14 protein-coding genes are annotated in these 17985 nt (G+C 42.1%); 6 read left to right on the top strand and 8 right to left on the bottom strand.

Features of this window, described 5'->3' with window-relative positions; genetic code table 11:
- Positions 1–29: 29 nt before the first annotated feature.
- From argZ to V7K60_RS14260, 3 genes are all read right to left on the bottom strand, one after another.
- Positions 30–2141 carry a bifunctional arginine dihydrolase/ornithine cyclodeaminase gene (gene argZ, locus V7K60_RS14270; RefSeq protein ID WP_334926482.1) on the bottom strand — a complete coding sequence of 704 codons (2112 nt, stop codon included), beginning with the start codon at positions 2139–2141 and terminating at the stop codon, positions 30–32.
- Positions 2142–2698: 557 nt separating this feature from the next.
- Positions 2699–4366: a DUF1565 domain-containing protein gene (locus tag V7K60_RS14265; protein ID WP_334926480.1), complete on the bottom strand. Its 1668-nt coding sequence runs from the start codon at positions 4364–4366 to the stop codon at positions 2699–2701.
- A gap of 99 nt (positions 4367–4465) precedes the next feature.
- Complete coding sequence (locus V7K60_RS14260; protein WP_334926478.1) at positions 4466–4672, bottom strand: hypothetical protein; 207 nt, start codon at positions 4670–4672, stop codon at positions 4466–4468.
- A gap of 38 nt (positions 4673–4710) precedes the next feature.
- Between V7K60_RS14260 and V7K60_RS14255 the strand changes: the two genes are divergently transcribed.
- The gene (locus tag V7K60_RS14255; protein WP_334926476.1) at positions 4711–5253 is read left to right on the top strand and encodes a GNAT family N-acetyltransferase; all 543 of its coding nucleotides are present in this window, start codon (positions 4711–4713) and stop codon (positions 5251–5253) included.
- Positions 5254–5714: 461 nt separating this feature from the next.
- Here the strand turns inward: V7K60_RS14255 and rimM are convergent, their stop codons facing one another.
- A complete protein-coding gene (rimM, locus tag V7K60_RS14250; protein ID WP_334926474.1) occupies positions 5715–6302 on the bottom strand; it encodes a ribosome maturation factor RimM in 588 nt (195 codons plus the stop codon).
- 93 nt (positions 6303–6395) lie between these two features.
- Positions 6396–7679: a valine--pyruvate transaminase gene (locus V7K60_RS14245; protein ID WP_334926473.1), complete on the bottom strand. Its 1284-nt coding sequence runs from the start codon at positions 7677–7679 to the stop codon at positions 6396–6398.
- Positions 7680–7995: 316 nt separating this feature from the next.
- Between V7K60_RS14245 and V7K60_RS14240 the strand changes: the two genes are divergently transcribed.
- From V7K60_RS14240 to V7K60_RS14230, 3 genes are all read left to right on the top strand, one after another.
- The gene (locus V7K60_RS14240; protein ID WP_334926471.1) at positions 7996–9105 is read left to right on the top strand and encodes an S-(hydroxymethyl)glutathione dehydrogenase/class III alcohol dehydrogenase; all 1110 of its coding nucleotides are present in this window, start codon (positions 7996–7998) and stop codon (positions 9103–9105) included.
- 184 nt (positions 9106–9289) lie between these two features.
- Positions 9290–9616, top strand: a complete 327-nt coding sequence (locus tag V7K60_RS14235) for a helix-turn-helix domain-containing protein (RefSeq protein WP_334926469.1) — start codon at positions 9290–9292, stop codon at positions 9614–9616.
- Positions 9617–9841: 225 nt separating this feature from the next.
- A complete protein-coding gene (locus V7K60_RS14230) occupies positions 9842–10339 on the top strand; it encodes a DUF29 domain-containing protein (protein WP_334926467.1) in 498 nt (165 codons plus the stop codon).
- Between the two features lie 36 nt (positions 10340–10375).
- On the opposite strand, the gene V7K60_RS14225 is transcribed toward V7K60_RS14230, so the two are convergent.
- Together V7K60_RS14225 and V7K60_RS14220 are read right to left on the bottom strand one after the other, a co-directional pair.
- Entirely contained in the window at positions 10376–12055 is a 1680-nt protein-coding gene (locus V7K60_RS14225) for a hybrid sensor histidine kinase/response regulator (protein ID WP_334926465.1), read from the bottom strand.
- A 535-nt stretch (positions 12056–12590) separates the two neighbouring features.
- Positions 12591–14495, bottom strand: a complete 1905-nt coding sequence (locus V7K60_RS14220; protein ID WP_334926463.1) for a GTPase family protein — start codon at positions 14493–14495, stop codon at positions 12591–12593.
- A gap of 204 nt (positions 14496–14699) precedes the next feature.
- Here V7K60_RS14220 and V7K60_RS14215 point away from each other — a divergent pair, with 204 nt between their 5' ends.
- Together V7K60_RS14215 and V7K60_RS14210 are read left to right on the top strand one after the other, a co-directional pair.
- Entirely contained in the window at positions 14700–16016 is a 1317-nt protein-coding gene (locus V7K60_RS14215) for an AAA family ATPase (RefSeq protein WP_334926450.1), read from the top strand.
- Positions 16001–16633, top strand: a complete 633-nt coding sequence (locus V7K60_RS14210; RefSeq protein ID WP_334926448.1) for an RloB family protein — start codon at positions 16001–16003, stop codon at positions 16631–16633. The genes V7K60_RS14215 and V7K60_RS14210 overlap by 16 nt, the downstream gene beginning before the upstream one ends.
- A 246-nt stretch (positions 16634–16879) precedes the next feature.
- Here the strand turns inward: V7K60_RS14210 and V7K60_RS14205 are convergent, their stop codons facing one another.
- Positions 16880–17971, bottom strand: a complete 1092-nt coding sequence (locus V7K60_RS14205) for an AI-2E family transporter (protein ID WP_334926447.1) — start codon at positions 17969–17971, stop codon at positions 16880–16882.
- Between the last annotated feature and the right edge of the window lie 14 nt (positions 17972–17985).

Raw genomic sequence — 17985 nt, 5'->3', positions numbered from 1 at the left:
CTTTCTCTGCGCCTCTGCGGTTTATTTTCTTAACGTACCTTATTTACATAAGGACTTGTTAACTTATCCAACTGCTGAATCAACAGACTGAGGAACAAACCCACATCTGTTACCACACCCACCGATTCTACAGAACCGCGATCGCTTAACTTTGTCACCACAGCTGGATTAATATCTACACATACCATTTTCACACCAGCCGGGGTCATATTTCCCACCCCAATAGAGTGCAGCATTGATGACAGCATCAAAATCATCTCTGCACCTTCTAAGTGTTTGGCATATTGCTCCTGTGCTTGAATCAAATCCATTTGGGTATCAGGCAAAGGCCCGTCATCCCGAATCGAACCCGCAAGCACAAAAGGTATATTATTGTGGACACACTCATACATCACGCCACTTTTAATTGCTCCCGCCTCCACAGCTTTGGGAATGCTACCATAACGGCGGATACTATTAATTACCTTCAGGTGATGGCGGTGTCCACCATGCACGGCGACACCCCGCTTCATGTCCACACCCAAGGAAGTGCCCATGATATTTTGCTCAATATCGTGAACTGCGATCGCATTACCAGCCAGCAATGCCTGTACATATCCTTCCCGAATCAGTTGTGCCAAGTGTTCGCCGCCACCAGTGTGAATTACCACAGGGCCAGCCGTGACAACTACTTTACCACCAGCATCGCGGATTTTACGCAATTCCCAAGCCACTTGTTCAACGACTAATTCCACGCGCCGTTCGCTGGAAACTCCTGCCGACATAAAGCTGAATTCTTGAGTGCTGCGGAGTTCCCGCGATTCAGTTTTGCGGATGGTGCGGATACCTAAAACGTCTACAATTACCTGTTCGCCAACTTTTAAATCGCGAAGTATTTTACACCGAGCAACTAAACCTGTGGAAGTTTGAGTAATGGCGATCGCCCCATCCATCCGCTGATTTTCTACCTTCACCCACTGACCATTAATTCGCACTTCGGTGGGATAAATTGTACTGACGTAGAAATCATCGGGCGCAACGCCATCTTGAATTACTGGCTCTAGTTTGGCATCTCGCTCATCATGGGGTAAATCTACTGCACCCAATTCAATCAACCGGGAGATGATTTCTTCCATCACCTCATGGGATGGTGCTGATACCCTTACCTCGGCGGCTGAAGTACTTTGCCGTTGTTCTCCCAAGTTGAAATTCAGGACTTTGAAACTTCCCCCGGCATCTATAATCAAATCCAAAGCACGGTTAATTAAGCCAGCATCTAGCAAATGTCCTTCCATGCGAATGACGCGGCTTTCTACCGAGACATTGGCATGAATTTCATCTCTAACTGGTTCTGTCACCCGCAAAGTTAAGCATTTAGCTGCACCACCAGCTTTGAGAAATTCCGTAAGTGGCGTTTCCAGCACTTGGAAACCTGCATCCGCAAGACGGGTTTTCAAAGCATCACTCGTCTTGTTCATAATGACGATGCTATCCACATTCACCGCATTACAAGCGAAGTTGACTGCATCAGCCTCTTCAATTGCAATTCGCTTTTCTGATGCGACTCGCATTTCAATTAAGCGGTTGGAGTAAGAATCAAAAGCGCCGGGATAGTATAGCAAATAGCCATTTGCTAAGGGACAAAAACAGGTATCTAGATGATAGAAACGTTCGTCTATTAATCGTAAAGATAGCACCTCAATATCCAGCCATTTAGCTAGATAAGGGTGAGAATCTAATTCTGAGCGGAAACCGTATCCCGCCCATAACCAGCGTCCTTCCCGATCCAGCAGTGCGTCTCCTGCTCCCTCAAAGGGCAAATCTTTGGGAAGTTCATTGACTGTGTAACCATTTCCCTCAAACCATTGCTTGAAGTAAGGTTCCTCTCCCTGACGTTCTTTGTGCAAAAAGCGACTGAGGACGACATTATCACCCAGAACTAAGCCAGCGTTGGCAGTAAAAACCAAATCAGGCCAGCCTTTTTCAGGTGGTACTAAATCTACAATGGCGTGTTCTTTGAGGATTTGATGTAGTCCCTGCCACTGTTCCACGGCGCGATCGCGCGATGATTTGTGAATATTCCCTTCCATCCAAGGATTAATCACATAGTCCACGTCGTAGTGGTCAGGAGGGCACATTAAAAAGCGAATCCGGGAAGTCATAAAAATCTTACAAGCGTTTTGTATGCTACAAGCTTACTTTGAATACAGACTTTTGTTTTTTTACAGGTAAAATCTGCTACTAGAGCTTCTATCTTTTGATAGTTGAAGACTTTACAAAGGCTTCGTTATCAATTCTATGGTAATAATACCAATTCAAAATTCAAAATTAAGAAAGCCTGATTTACAGCTATTTTCAGGTAAATAGACCACGCAGTAGGGGCACAGATGTGGTTCAAATACATGAAAACTGCTATATATTTGGGTTTCCAGGAAAGTGGGGCAGGTGAAAACACCGTTAAAAGCAGTCAATAGTAAATATTGGTAGCGATCGCTAAATACGCTTGGATTAAGCTTAACTTTTTATCAAAGTCAATTTTTTTAACGTAGACGCAAAACTACCATAGGCTAACGCAAAAAACGCATACTGCTACGGAGAAGCAAGCTACGCGTTGGGTTTTGTAGAGAAGAACGCAAAGGAAGAGAAGGAAGAAATGCTTAACTGAACTGTATTGTCCTATAAATGATTTGCTCCTTCTGCCCCCTGCCTCCTGCCTCCTTCAAGCAGTTACTATATAAGACGAGTTGATTGCTGCTACACGACCAGCATCTACCAAAGCTTGATACACTATCGCCGCTACCTCACCGCGTGTAGCATCACGGGTAGGATTGAGTTGTTTCAGGTTTGGGTAATTGACGATAATTTCCTTGTCTATAGCTTTTATCACTTCATCCTTAGCATATTCAGGAATCTTGGCTTGGTCATCGAAAACTTTAATAGTTGCCGTACCATCGCTAGATAACCCCAGTCCATTCACCAAAGAGACAATTACTTGCACGCGCTGGATATTTTTGTTGGGACTAAAGGTATTGTCGGGAAAACCAGAGAGAAATAAACCTTGATATGCCTGCTGAATTACCTTGGATGCCCAGAAGTCTGCTGGTACATCTTTGAATTTGATCGCTGCCCGGCTTGGTGGTGGGTTGAAAGCTTTTACCAGTATTGCCGCGTATTGTGCCCGTGTCATCGTTGCATTGGGTTTAAATGTGCGATCAGGAAAACCATTAACTATCCCCAATTTTACTAATTCCCGAATAAACCCACCTGCCCAATGATTCGCAATATCGGTTAATTCAATAGTAGGTGTTGGAGTTGGTGTTGGTGTTGGTGTTGGTGTTGGTGTTGGCGTTGGAGTCGGGGTTGGAGTTGGAGTTGGAATTGGAGTTGGAGTTGGAGTTGGTGTTGGAGTTGGCGTTGGAGTTGGTGTTGGAGTTGGAGTTGGTGTTGGTGTTGGCGTTGGAGTTGGCGTTGGTGTCGGTGTTGGTGTTGGTGTTGGCGTTGGTGTCGGTGTTGGAACCGAACTATCTGCAAACTCTATGTTTCCGGCGACTTTAGACGCATCTATTTTATTTCCTAGAGAAACCAGCTTGTTGGAACTGGCATTTTGTAAATCAAATTTACCGTTATTGCGTAGAGTATTGCCCCCTGGATTATTATTACCACCGATATCCGGTAGAGCAGTTCCAATCACTGTGATACCATCTTCAGTATTATTTTCACTGACATTATTACGTAATACGGGACGAGCGCTACCAGAGATGATGATTCCAGAACGGTTTTCATAAATTCTGTTATCTCGAAGGATAGGTGATGCAGTATCACTAATGGCAATGCCAAAACCTGTTTTGAAGTAGGTGTTATTTTCAATTTGACCTTTAGAATTTTTAGCGATCGCAATTCCATTGGCTGCATTCTCACTGAACACATTACCTAGAATCACTGGGCTAGCATCGCCTGTAGCAAATACTCCCTCCCGCTTATTATTGATGAAGGTGCTATTAGCAACAGTAGGGGCAGTTGATTCAATCCAGACACCACTACCACGGCTAGCCAAATTTGTTACAGTCACGCCCCGCAGTTCGGCTTTATCCAGCAACACCAAAGTGACATTCTGACCAGCAAAAGTACGGCTTAGGTAATTACCACTTCCTTCAATCAAAATACCATTGCCTTTGTCGGTTTCATTACCCACCACTCTCACACCAGATGGAACCGTTAGTGGAAAGACTTCACCGCTAGCAGCATTGTAATTACCATTTGCTAGTTGAATCTTGGTATCAACAGTAGCTACTTTAAGGGCTTTAGTAATAGTTTTGAAAGGGGCTTGTTGGCTACCTGGGTTGGCATCACTGCCTGCTACTGAATTTACGTAAAAAGTTTGAGCCATATTTATACTTTCATAAAATACATAGCTATCCTAGCGCTAACCATGAAGGTGGGTAGCAGTTGATGCATTAAGTAAGTTTAAGTACTTCTCACTACAGAGTTAAAAAATTATTGACATGATGCGATCGCTCTGGGATGCGGGGACATCGAGCAGATGGTTTACTGATTGTCTTTGTGGTAGATGATATTGATCGGGAATACGCGCAAATTCAATCAGTAAGGTGTGAAAATTACAACGGAGATCGAGACTGAACCTTGGGGTGAAAGGTTCTTTCAAGTCACAAACCCCAACAGTGTCGTGATTCAATTCGTCCAGTGAATCGCCGAAAACATAGGAGAAACAGTATGAACTATGCCCTGCCACCTGCGATCAGGATAAACCTCCGCCCTGCTAGCTTTGCTGATTTGGATTTATTGCGCCACTGGGATGAGCAACCTCATGTGGTTGACTCCGATCCTAACGATGATTGGGGCTGGGAAGTAGAACTTCACCGCGCTCCCGAATGGAGAGAGCAATTAATTGCTGAAATTGATGGTCGTCCCATCGGATTTATTCAGATTATTGATCCAGCACATGAGGATAGTCATTACTGGGGTGATGTTACGGCGAATCTTCGTGCCATTGATATCTGGATTGGGGAAGAAACTGATTTGGGTAAAGGCTATGGAACACAAATGATGGGGCTTGCACTTGCTCGATGTTTTGCTGATCTGCAAGTGACGGCTATACTTGTCGATCCGCTAGCCAGTAATATTCGCGTTCACCGCTTCTATGAACGCTTTGGCTTCAAATTTATTGAGTATCGACGGTTTGGTGACGATGAGTGCTTTGTTTATTGCCTGAGTCGAGCAGATTGGCATGGTGGGCGTTGCAAAACAGGGGGATGAATTTAGGCAGGCAGGGGGTGCAGGGAGGGGGTGCAGGGGAAGTAGGGGGAGAAATTTTATAACTTGCTAAATCATCCCTCAATTCAGCAACGCTGCATGGTGAAAGTGAAATTAGCTGAATCACCAGATGAGGAACAATTCAATCAATGACTACCCGAATTTAATTAACGACTGCCCGAATTTAATTAACGACTGCCCGAATTTAATCAACGACTGCCCGAATTTAATTAACGACTGCCCGAATTTAATCAACGACTGCCCGAATTCAATCAACGACTGCCCGAATTTAATCAACGACTGCCCGAATTCAATCAACGACTGCCCGAATTCAATCAACGACTGCCCGAATTTAATATAGGAACTTAGCAAACTTGCTTTTATTAAACACAAAAGCGATGGCTTTGCATTGCCTTGAACTATCCAGTACAGCAAAACTAGCTAAAGGCAGATCAAGGAATAACCTAATTATTAATTTCCAATAACCCAGGTGGTGGTGTAATTTCAATGCGACCAGATGGCAAGTCTACCACTGGTGCGATCGCTTGCACAAATGGAATCAAAACAGTCTTTTGCTTTTTGTCATTTGTGATTTGTCCTTTGTCTATGGTAAAAGATGGGTGTAATTTTACTTCTAACAAATCATTGCCCGCAGGGATGATGTCTACCACCGTACCCACAAGTTCGCCAGATGCTTGCATGAAGACTTCCAAACCAATCAAATCGAGGACATGATATTCATCTTCGCCTAATTGGGGGCGATCGCTTGCTGGCACCATTAACTTACAACCGCGCAAAGCCTCTGCCTGATCACAATTTTCCACGCCAGCTAATTTGATTACATATAAATTTTTATTACTGATATAACGTCCTGTTAATAATTCGATTGGTTGTGGTTCTATATCACCAGGAAGCAACAACCAACGTTTTCCCGGCACCTCAAATCTTTCAGGAAAGTCTGATACAGGATAAACCCGTAATTCTCCAGACAATCCTTGAGGGGCAACAATTTTACCAATTTCTAGCCAATTATCTGATTTGTCATTTGTCATTTGTCATTTGTCATTGGGCATTGGGCATTGGAGAAAAAATTCTTATAACTCCTAACTTTTAACTCCTAACTCCTAACTCCTAACTTTCCCTAATCAGGCACTCACAGCCGCACGCTTATAAGCTTCTTCAGCCACTTTTGCTAAACGTTGCATAGCAGTGACAATCTCCTCATCGCTGCCGGTGAGGCTGATGCGGAAGCATTGTTGCTTGTGCGCCCACTCTTCCTCTAAACCGGGGAAGAAGCTATTTCCTGGGACAATAATCACACCTACTTGCTTAACTTGCTGATAAAAGTCCCAATCACTTATGGGTAAATCCTGTAACCATAACCACGCAAAAATTGCCCCTTCACCGCGATGGAGGAACCAAGGTAAATTCTTGGGCATCGCTTGTTCTAGGCTGGTTTCTAAAACGGTAAACTTATTTTGGTAAAAGGGACGGATGACAGTGTGAGAAATTTCCACTAAAGCACCAGAATTGATTGCAAAAGCTGCGATCGCTTGGCCGTAACGTGAAGAATGAAGACTCATATTTGCCTGGAAACACTCCAGCACTTCAATCCACTTTTCATCCCCAATAGCTATACCAATTCTTTCTCCTGGTAATCCGGCTTTCGATAAACTCATGCAATGGAGAATGTTATCACCAAAAACTGGTGTCATTTCAGTAAAATTTAATGCTGGGAAGGGAGGCGCATAAGCTGAATCAATTAACACGGGTAGATTGTAAGGCGCAGCTAGAGCAGCAATCTTTTTCACCTCATCATCGCTGAGGACGTTACCAGTAGGATTACAGGGGCGAGAAAAGAGAACACAACCAGTATTTTCTGTAATCGACAGTTGGCTGAAGTCAGGACGATATTTAAATCGGTGGGCGGCTGCATCAATATCAAGAGTCGGTTTGTGGGCGATTAGGGCTTTTGGAACTAAGGAGATACCACCGTAACCTGTGTAGTCAGGGCTCAGGGGCAAAACGATTTGTTTTAACTCGCCGCTAGGGGTGTAGCCACCAAATGTATTGGCAGCGTAGAAGTAGAGGGTTTGACTACCGGGGGTAATCAGGATATTGCGATCGCTTAAGTTTAAGCTGTAGCGTTTGTTGAAGTCGTTGACGATCGCTTCAACAAATGGTGCATAGCCCTGACTTGATCCGTAGCGACAAACTACCTCGCCATATTCTGGACTAGCAAGAAGTTGTGCAGTACAATCCCGCCATAATTGCTCTACCTCTGGCAAAATCAACGGATTACCAGCACTCAAATTAATAAATTGCTGCCCTGCACCCGCTTGTAATGTTTCGATAATATCCTTCATGATTGCTCTAACGCCAGTCAGGTTGGACATTTGAGCGCCAATTTGAGTTAGGGCAGGGTTCATAAGCTGTGACAAAATGTATTAATTGAGGGGTGGACAAATTATTTAGGGGTTGCTGCTGACATCCAGTTTACATCGTTGCCAAAACAGCTTGTTGCCGCCTTTAACCAATCTAGCTAGAGAATGATATTTTAACAAAGTAATATTTATCGTTATAGCGGCGATCGTGCTTAGTAAATACGATGAAGTAATACAAAAGTTTATCATGCGTTCAATATTTATGAAGAGAGTGGTGAGACAAGGGGACAAGGGAGAAATAAGCAATGCCCAATGACAAATGACAAATGACAAATGACAAAACTATACAGGAGCGCTGACATTGGAAGTTAAAGCAGCAGTAGCTTACAGCGCAGGTAAGCCGTTGACGATTGAAACTGTTCAACTATCGGGGCCGCAAGCTGGTGAAGTGTTAGTTGAGGTGAAAGCAAGCGGAGTTTGTCATACCGACGCCTTTACGCTATCTGGTGATGATCCCGAAGGTTTGTTTCCAGCGATTTTGGGACATGAAGGTGCTGGTGTGGTAGTGGAAGTAGGCGCTGGTGTCACCAGTCTCAAACCAGGAGATCATGTAATTCCCCTATACACTCCCGAATGTCGCCAGTGCGAATATTGTTTGAGTTTCAAAACTAATCTCTGTCAAGCCATTCGCCTAACTCAAGGACGCGGTATTATGCCCGATGGCACCAGTCGCTTTAGTATCGATAGGCAGATGATTCATCATTATATGGGTACATCCACTTTTGCTAACTATACGGTGCTGCCGGAAATCGCCTTGGCAAAAATTCGAGAAGATGCCCCCTTTGATAAGGTTTGTTACATTGGCTGCGGTGTGACTACTGGTATTGGTGCAGTCATCAATACTGCTAAAGTGGAACCTGGAGCAAATGTTGTGGTTTTTGGTTTGGGTGGTATTGGCTTAAATGTCATCCAAGGAGCGCGGATGGTAGGGGCCAATATGATTGTCGGGGTAGATATTAATCCCAACAAACGCGCTTTGGCAGAAAAGTTTGGCATGACACACTTTGTTAATCCTCAAGAAGTAGAGGGTGATTTAGTTCCCTATCTGGTTGATTTAACAAAAGGCGGTGCTGATTACAGCTTTGAATGTATCGGTAATGTTAAATTGATGCGTCAAGCATTAGAATGCTGCCACAAAGGTTGGGGCGTGAGTGTGATTATTGGTGTTGCTGGTGCTGGACAGGAAATCAGTACTCGTCCTTTTCAACTAGTAACTGGGCGCGTTTGGAAAGGTTCGGCATTCGGTGGCGCTAGAGGACGTACAGATGTGCCAAAAATTGTAGATTGGTATATGGAAGGTAAGATAAATATTGATGATTTAATTACCCATCTGATGCCCATTGAGCAAATTAATGATGCTTTTGAATTGATGCAAAAAGGTGAATCAATTCGTAGTGTGGTGACTTTTTAACTGTTAGATGCAAAGCTTTTTATCAAAACACAATTAACTGTAAGAGCGCACAGATGTAATAATCATAAATAGCTGGTAGTGGTGTAATAGTTATCACAACAAGATATAAATTTAGTAAAAAAGAGGTTAAAAGCCACCCAGGAAGACTATTCGGAACAAGCTGCTAAAGAAAAGGAGTAAATAAGTGACTAAAGAAAATAGTGTTTATACTAGCAGTGGAAATGTATTTACTGACTTAGGTTTACCTAATTCTGAAGAAAGATTAGTGAAAGCTGAACTAGCACGCAAAATCAGTGAAGCAATCACTTTCCGTAAATTAACACAAGTCCAAGCTGCTGAAGTTTTAGGAATTGATCAACCAAAAATTTCAGCATTGGTGAGAGGTAGACTTTCAGGCTTTTCAATTGATAGATTATTTCAATTTTTGAATGATTTAGATAATGATGTAGAGATTGTCATCAAACGAAAACCTGAAGACCGCAAGCAAGCTTGGACAAAAGTTGTTTGCTAAGTAATAGATAAAAACTCGTGATAGCAAATCTTAAGATACCTCTTTAGTTGATTCTAAAGGGGTATCTTTAAAAGTTAGCAATAATCTAGCTTTGCATCGTTAGCCCCCACAATCGGCATTTCCACCCAAAGTCTGGGAAGGAGAAACCAGAAAAGTTTGACACCAATGCACATCTATGCTTCTTTACTATAATTAGGGAAAGTTCACGCTTGTTTTGAACCCACTATGCAGATACCACAAACCGGACAACCTGCGGTAAACCTGATGCCAAACCTCTACGAAAATGACTTCTACAGTTGGACTCAACAACAGGCGAACCTTTTGCGTCATCACCAATGGAACCAGCTTGACCTGCCCAATTTAATTGAGGAAATTGAATCTTTGGGAAGAAAGGAACGCCAAGAATTGAGAAATCGTCTGAGTATATTAATTGGACATTTGCTCAAATGGGAATATCAATCAAAGCAACGCAGTCGTAGCTGGTTAGCAACAATTAGAGTACAACGACGGGAAATTTTGAAGTTGTTGAGCGAGAATCCTAGTTTGAAACTTTACCTTGAAGAAGCACTTCAGGAATCATATCAAAACAGTAGGGATTTGGCATCAGGAGAAACAAATCTGCCACTCTCAACTTTTCCCCAGCAATGTTTATATCCTTTTGAGGAAATTTTGAGCGATCGCTTTTATCCCGGTGAGTTTACCACAGATGATTTAATGAATTGACACTCCTCAGTCAAAATTCACAAGTAGTAAAATTTGTCAACTTGATAATACTTCATCAAAGTATCGAGCAATTTCTGCTATCAGAATTTCAAAGTCTACAGGCTTGGTCAAGTGGCATTTGAAACCAGCCTGAAGCGCAAGCTGCCGATCCTCTTGGCTACCGTAGCCGGTAAGCGCAATCATAATTGAGTGAGTAAATTTGGAGTCTTTACTCAGTTCCTGTGCAACGGCGAATCCATCCATTTCGGGAAGTCCGATGTCACAAATAATCACATTAGGCTCAAGCTTCTTTGCGGTTTCTATCCCTAAAATTCCATTATTGGCAATGGAAACTTCATGCCCAAAATGCTCAAGTACTGCTTGTAATGATACGGCTGAATCCTCGTTATCTTCGATGACTAAAATTTTCAATGATTTTTTAGCCGCCTCTGTAATCTCTAGGTCGTTGTGCAAGGTTGTAATCTCTTCGCATACAGGGAGAGTGACTCTGAATTCTGCTCCCAGATTAATCCCTCTACTTGAGGCTTCAACATTACCACCATGAAGTTCCACAAGACTTTTTACTACCGAAAGTCCCAAACCTAGCCCGCCCCGCGAACGATCTAAACTGTGATCGGCCTGGGTAAACGGCTCGAAAAGTTCTGGTAATATTGTCGGTTCTATTCCTATACCTAAGTCTCTTACAGATAAGACCGCTACACTACCTGAGCCATTCTCACCTGGAATAACTGAGAGATCCACCCAGATTGTCCCGTCTGGCTTGGAAAACTTTAAGGCGTTATCAAGAAGGTTCCCAAAGATTTGGAAGAAGCGAGTGGAGTCAACATCAGCCCACACGGGTGTGTTTGGCAGGTCTTGTACTACGTTAAGATTCCATCTCTTGATTGCTTGTGCATAGTCATTGAGACTTTGGCGAACCAATTCTACCAGATTAACCTTCTCAAGGTTTAATGAAATCTTTCCATAAGTGATGGACGATACGTCAAGTAACTCATCGATCAATTTTGAGAGGTGCTTAATCTGGTGTTGCATCCTTAAAACTGTTTCCCCAACTGCGCCAGTCTCGCCTAGCTTCAACTTCAGTAGCTGAACGCCGTTAGAGATGGGGGCAACAGGATTCCTCAGTTCGTGAGCCAGCATGGCAATAAATTTGTCTTTCAGGGCGTTTTGGTTCGTCAGTTTCTGGAAAAGTTGCACGTTTGCGATCGCAACTGCTGTAGTGTCAGTCAAAATCTCTAGCATTCCAATCTCTTGGGGCGTGGCTAGGTGGTGTGTACTCCAGTAGGCTCCAATCGCACCCAGTGGATCGGAAACCCGAATGGGAACCATCACTAAACTTTTGACAAAAGTCACCTTGTATGCCTCAATAGGAATTCGTGCATCCTGGTAAATATCCTCAATCACGGCTGCTTTTTTATTGAGCATTGCCCAACCAGAGATGCAAGATTTGAGGGGAAAACGCATACCTTTCCAAAGTGGCCCAATGGCGTTTTCATCGACATAGTGGCAACATTCACTATCCCGCAATACAAAAGTTACTCCATCAGCATTTGTGAGATCGCGAGCAGCCAAACGCACAATCTCAATAATTTCCTCAATAGTCCGCACACAAGCCAAATCCTTCACAACCGAAAGCAGCCTGTTGTAAGACGAAATACTATGGCTCTGATCTGAATTCTGTTCTTGAGAAATGGAGATGTCTAATGTATTTTTCATAAAGAACTCCGAACAAAAGGGATGTTTGTATAAAAACTCAGCTAAAGCGGGTAGGTTCAGCAGACACCTACTCTCAATCGTAATCTTAACTTTGATCTTGAAAGTACAAGATATTAACGCATTTTAGATTCTCCTGTTATGGTATAAACATCTTTGAAGATTCTACGTAAATATTATTAATTTACTCGTATTTGCTAATGCAACTTCTGGTGTTTAATCTACTGGGTTACGTAGCAGCTTAAACTTGTTATTTAGGCGTAGCATTTGCAAGAGAATCGAAGATGCGTCATAGAAGAGGAAAAGGGGCAGGGAGCAGGGAGCAGGGGGAAAACCCCATAAATAAATTTAGTTGCTCTGAAAACTTGGACGCATTATTTCTCGTGTTACACATCTCGAAATAAATATTTTTACTTCTGGGCATAAATAAATTTAGTTGCTCTGAAACCCTTGTGGCAGGGCTAATTCCACTATCTTTCCCTCTGCCCCCTGCCTCTTTGGTCACAATCCTTTGTAGACATTGCCGAGCACAGGCAAACTATTTGGCGATCGCTAAATAATACTCAAATCGCTGCCCAAGTTGTTTAACCGTTAGATTCTGAGTCCAGTACTCTACTAAGGCATGACCAAATGCCCAGGCGTTGCGATCGGGTGAAGCGGAGTTTTCCAGCAGTAGCGGCCAAAGGGATAGCAATTCAAAGTTGAGCGAGTTGGGGTTCAAGAGCGAGAAAAGTTCATATCCCATTTGGAGTTTGCCAATCATAATCGGCAACTGTTCTACGGGAATTTGCTCCGCCAGCATATATGCTAAAGCTGGAGATCCGGTTGAGAGCGTAGAAACAAACTGAAGGACGGGACTTTTGAGCAATGTCGTCAATCCTTGTGTTGTCGTCATCTGGAAGGTGTAGTGGTCGATGATTTTGGCGGCGGCGATGGTACGGGCTTCTAGATTACGCAAAAAGCGGGCGAGACGGAGTTGCTTGGTAGGTGCGATCGCATCCACTAATCCCAACGATAGCGCCTCCACTCCCCAAGCGGTTCGTCTTGTTTTGCTGTCACCTGTAACCACGGGTAAAACTAGATTACAGAAGTTTCCCAGCTGTTTGGCGCGATATTCAGTGGCTTCGCGAATGGCAATTTCTTTGGCGTGCTCGCCCCATTCCCAATCATAAGGTGGTTGCCACTCGCGGATCGGACGCAGCCGATCTACCTGGGTGACGATCGCGATTGCAGGTAAATCTGTAACTTCTGCTTTGATGTCTTGCAAAAAGTCCACATCCATTTGCAGGGCAGGATCGAGGGCAGGGGTGGCTAACAGCAGCAAATCTGCATTAATGGCATAATCAAGCACTATATTTCGGAGATCCGCACGGTTGACTTGTTCGTAACCAGGTGTATCCCAAAGCGTTAGGGTTTCCCCAGTTTGAGTCTGCCATTGATAATTCTGAATGCGATCAGTACTGGGTAAAACATCAACGGCTGCGAGATCCGCTTGAAATAGCGTGTTAATCAGGCTACTCTTTCCCGCCCCCGTGCGCCCCACCAGCAGAATATTTACAGGTTTTTGCTCAACCGCCTTGGCTGGTTGAGCTTGAGTCAGGATTTGTCGGAGTGTTTGGGTTTTTGCCTTGGGTAAAGTTGGTGTGGAAACTACGGTTGCTGGAACTGGGCTACGTCCGTAAAGAGCGATCGCTTGTCGGCATAAGTTTCTCAGGGCAGCTTCCCGGAATAACTGGCTCAAATTCCCTAATAATTGCTGAGTTGCTTGGTTACTGAAACCCTGACTGGCTTGTTTTGCCACCGCCGCCACCGGGTTTAAGATCCACTGTGCCCAGTTCCAAACTTTCCAGAATTTCCGAGCCGATGGTTCCAACTTTCGGTAGACTTCATATCCTTGGTATGCTTGTCCAACCGTTACCTGATTGAGGACAGGAGATAACTTTTGCATCCACCGATCCATATCATCCACCGTTCCGCGAATCAGCCCGTAAGCTTGGGGGACGTAAATATTCAGCAGGGGATATTGAATCTGAGGATTGTAGATATGAGCGATCGCCACCACTAAATCTTGGCATCGCGTCCAAAAAGTTTGCCAGTCTTCCCAAATCGGGCGATCGCTTTGTGCTGCTTGGAGAATTTCTTGAAGGGCGGCTTCTGCAAGCTTTGTGGTGTCACTTCCCACAGGTCGCGCTACTGTATCCTCTGCTGTCGATTCCAGTTCTTCACGGACTTGGGCTAATACAGCTTCTACTTGGTTAACAGCTGGTTGAGTCCATTTGACTAGCAGCCAACGCCAACCAACAAATAAAACGGTGAATACACCCCAAATCCAATTAATGCCCCAAGCGTGAATTTGCGAACCGGCAGACACCAGTAAAAAAATGATGATAAACGCGATCGGAATTGCTAAGACAACCCACTGCCACAGTTTTAATCGCACCATTGCCCCATACCTGCCTTGGTTAGACTTCTTATATTGTTATTGTCGATCTAAATCTTGTGGTGAGTTCTGGATTACCGCGTGTATTAGAGTGTAATCTAGCTACTAGTTCGTGTGATGTATTGTGGTAAAAGTGGAGATTTGCCTGCCTTTAAGATAAGATTTACGTGAATAAATCACAAAAAACTGCCTTGTGGGCGTTGAATTATGCTTGTAGATTTTACGGTTGAAAACTACCGCTCAATTAAAGAACCTGTAACCCTAAGTGCGGTTGCTCAAAAACAAAGCGATCGTCAGACAAGCCAAAACAGCAAACGCAAACGGGTGAAGTCAGATCATGAAATTGCACCTGGATATTATGTTGAAGGATGGGACATTGAAATTTTACCTGTTCTGGCAATTTTTGGAGCTAACGCATCAGGTAAAAGTAATGTTATCCAAGCTCTCGATTATTTATTGCTTATGATGTCTCATGGCACACAGGAAGCGGTGAAATTCCAGAGAATCTTTAAATATGCAAAACTAGATCCTTTCAAGTTAGATAGCATCTCTGCTCAAAAACCTACAAGATTTGAATTAAGAACTTTATTCGAGAATAATATTTATACTTATTCACTAGTAATTAATCAAAATCATATAATTTCAGAAAACTTAGACTATGCTTTAAACAAAACTAAGCGTACTCGTCGTTTATTTAATCGCCAATGGGATGAAATTAGTAAAAGATTTATATGGAAAACTGGTGATTTTTTTGCTGGTTCTCATAATCAACTCCAGGATAATATTAGAGAAAACGAGTTATTTATTAGCATATTAATAAAGCTAAAAATAGATGTTATTGAGTCTTTTCTGCGCTGGTTAAAAATTCGCTTTATTGGAATTAATTTAGGAAATGAACAGTACGATATTACCCCGATCACATCACTACAAGGTACTGATAGTTCCATGTTAAATGAAGTTCTTGAAGAAGTATTGACAATTTTACAAAAATTCGACACAGGACTGTCAACAATCAAAATTGAAAATAAATATGATGATCCAAATGACTACAATATATTTGCTATACATAATACCCATGAGGGTGGTTTAGTCGCTTGGCTTTTTGATGAAGAATCTCTGGGAACGCAACGCTTATTTAGTTTAGTATTTCTGATAGTAGTAGTGATGAAAATAGGTGGATTAATAATTGTTGATGAATTAGGGACAAATATTCATCCAAATATTGTAAGAAGTATTATCAGAATATTTCAAAATCCTAAAACCAATCCCAAAAACGCTCAACTAATTTTAACTAGTCATGATAATACCTTACAAAGAAATAACTTGTTACGACGCGACCAAATTTGGTTTACACAAAAGCGAGACGATCAAAGCACTGAGTTGTATCCTCTGACTGATTTCCATGTGCGAAATGATTTAGCGATTGACAAAGCATATTTAGATGGTCGTTTTGGGGCCGTTCCATTTCTCCCATCTGAAGAGGAAATAATTTTACAGGGTAATGAGCAGTGCCAAGAAAGTTAAATCGCCGCCCACCTAGTAGGAATATTGCTCAGAAAATACTAATTGCTTGTGAAGGAAGTAAAACAGAACCAATTTATTTCAAAAGTATCCGAAATGAATTACGTTCATCAACTTTAGATATTATTGTATTACCTCATCAAAATAAAACTGATCCACGTAGTATTATTGAAAGACTTATCGAAGAACGACAGCAGAGGAAAGATAACCAGCAGTGGAGTAAAGAAGATAAAGCCTGGGCTGTTTTTGACGGAGATGAGCATATTGAAAAAAGTCTGGCAAATTGGCAAAGTGCAATAAATCGAGCTATAAGCCAAAAGATTAATCTGGCAATTACCAATCCTTGTTTTGAACTCTGGTATCTAATTCACTTTCAAGACCATTTTGCACAAATCACTCGTGATAGGTTAGTTAATTTGCTTGAAAAGCATATACCCAACTACGACAAATCAATGTGCTTGTATCCAAAACCATTAAAATCATTAACTGAACAAGCGATTCAACGTGCTGAAAAAATGGCAAAGCAGATAGAAGGTAATGAATTATCAGAGCATTCAAATCCCTGTTGTAATGGCTTGCCTAAACTGATTAGTAGTTTATTAAGTTTAGAGAATAGTTAGAGAAATTACTTAAAATTATTTTAATCAGCTTTATCTCATTATTGCTTGTCATCAAAACTTAAAATGCTTGTAAGCCATGTCTAACGATAAGTCGCTTTGCGTCTACACAAGCAACAATAAAGATAGCGATCGCTTGCCATAAAACCTAAAATACCAATGAGCATGTTGTTGACTTGAGTGAATACGACCTAAATGACACTGTTGCAACTTCCCGTTAACAGTAGAGATAACAATTTTATCCACAACTTATTGTGATATTGATTCTTCTACTAACAATTCTGATGCTGCTTCACCCTCACCCACGTTATCAGATTTGGAAAAACCATCTGCTACATCTTTGATAAAACCAGCTATAGGTACCGCAACTAGTAAACCCAAGACTCCGCCAACATTGGTTCCTACAAGCAAAGCAATTAATACCCATATTGGTCTAATACCAGTAAACTTACCTAGTAGACGTGGTGCGATCGCCTGATCGATTAACTGATCAATGACAACAGCTACGGCAAAAACCTTAGCTGCTAGCCAAAAGTCATGTGACGCTATTATTAAAGTTATTAAAACCAGACTAACGACATCACCAAAGGGAATTAAGCTCAAAAGCCCAACTCCCAAACCAAAGAGTAAACCAAACTGGACTTGAAAACCTAAAAACAATAATGTTATTGAAACACCCATCAGCAAAGCCAAAGTTCCCTGACCAATTAAGTAATTTTGGAAGTTTTGCTGAATAGACTGGCTTATCTGCTGGGCAATATTTCCAGGTAATTTCTTAAATATTGCATCCCAAATTCTTGGACCATCTAACAACAAGTAAAAAGTTAGCACTACTGTGATTAATGCCTCAGAAATACTATCAATTGTATCTATGAGAATACTTAAAAGTTTATCTGAAACAAACTCTAATTCATTAGGTAATTGGTCAGTAATTTGTGCTAATAGCTGACTTATATTCACATTTAATTTATGTTCAAAAAACCAATCATTGACAATTTGAAGTTTTTCTTCGCTAGAATCAATCCATTGCGGAAAGACTTTAACCATATCATTAAATTGCTCTAAAACAATGGGCACTAAAGTGATACCTAAAGCCACAACAATTACCAATGCTAATATAAAAACTAATGCTACTGCATAGCTGCGTTTAACTCTCCGCTGTTGGAGAATCGAAACAGGATAGTTTAAAACGAATGCAAGCAAGGTAGCCAAGACAAGAATTGTTACGACGGGTTGAAAGTTTTTAACCAGCAAAAATGCTAGCCAACCATTGAGAAATACTAGAGGAAATAACAGCGTAAAGATTAACCATCTAAGTAGTTGATTCAGTGAAAAATTCATAATTAATTTAAAAG

The organism is Nostoc sp. (assembly GCF_036917555.1).
Classification (GTDB): domain Bacteria; phylum Cyanobacteriota; class Cyanobacteriia; order Cyanobacteriales; family Nostocaceae; genus Nostoc.
This window is presented reverse-complemented; position numbering and strand designations above follow the sequence as displayed.

Excerpts from the sequence above, each read along its gene's own strand:
- argZ (WP_334926482.1), bottom strand. The coding sequence starts at position 2,141 with ATGACTTCCCGGATTCGCTTTTTAATGTGCCCTCCTGACCACTACGAC.
- V7K60_RS14265 (WP_334926480.1), bottom strand. The coding sequence starts at position 4,366 with ATGGCTCAAACTTTTTACGTAAATTCAGTAGCAGGCAGTGATGCCAAC.
- V7K60_RS14255 (WP_334926476.1), top strand. The coding sequence starts at position 4,711 with ATGAACTATGCCCTGCCACCTGCGATCAGGATAAACCTCCGCCCTGCT.
- rimM (WP_334926474.1), bottom strand. The coding sequence starts at position 6,302 with ATGACAAATGACAAATCAGATAATTGGCTAGAAATTGGTAAAATTGTT.
- V7K60_RS14245 (WP_334926473.1), bottom strand. The coding sequence starts at position 7,679 with ATGAACCCTGCCCTAACTCAAATTGGCGCTCAAATGTCCAACCTGACT.
- V7K60_RS14230 (WP_334926467.1), top strand. The coding sequence starts at position 9,842 with ATGCAGATACCACAAACCGGACAACCTGCGGTAAACCTGATGCCAAAC.
- V7K60_RS14225 (WP_334926465.1), bottom strand. The coding sequence starts at position 12,055 with ATGAAAAATACATTAGACATCTCCATTTCTCAAGAACAGAATTCAGAT.
- V7K60_RS14220 (WP_334926463.1), bottom strand. The coding sequence starts at position 14,495 with ATGGTGCGATTAAAACTGTGGCAGTGGGTTGTCTTAGCAATTCCGATC.
- V7K60_RS14215 (WP_334926450.1), top strand. The coding sequence starts at position 14,700 with ATGCTTGTAGATTTTACGGTTGAAAACTACCGCTCAATTAAAGAACCT.
- V7K60_RS14205 (WP_334926447.1), bottom strand. The coding sequence starts at position 17,971 with ATGAATTTTTCACTGAATCAACTACTTAGATGGTTAATCTTTACGCTG.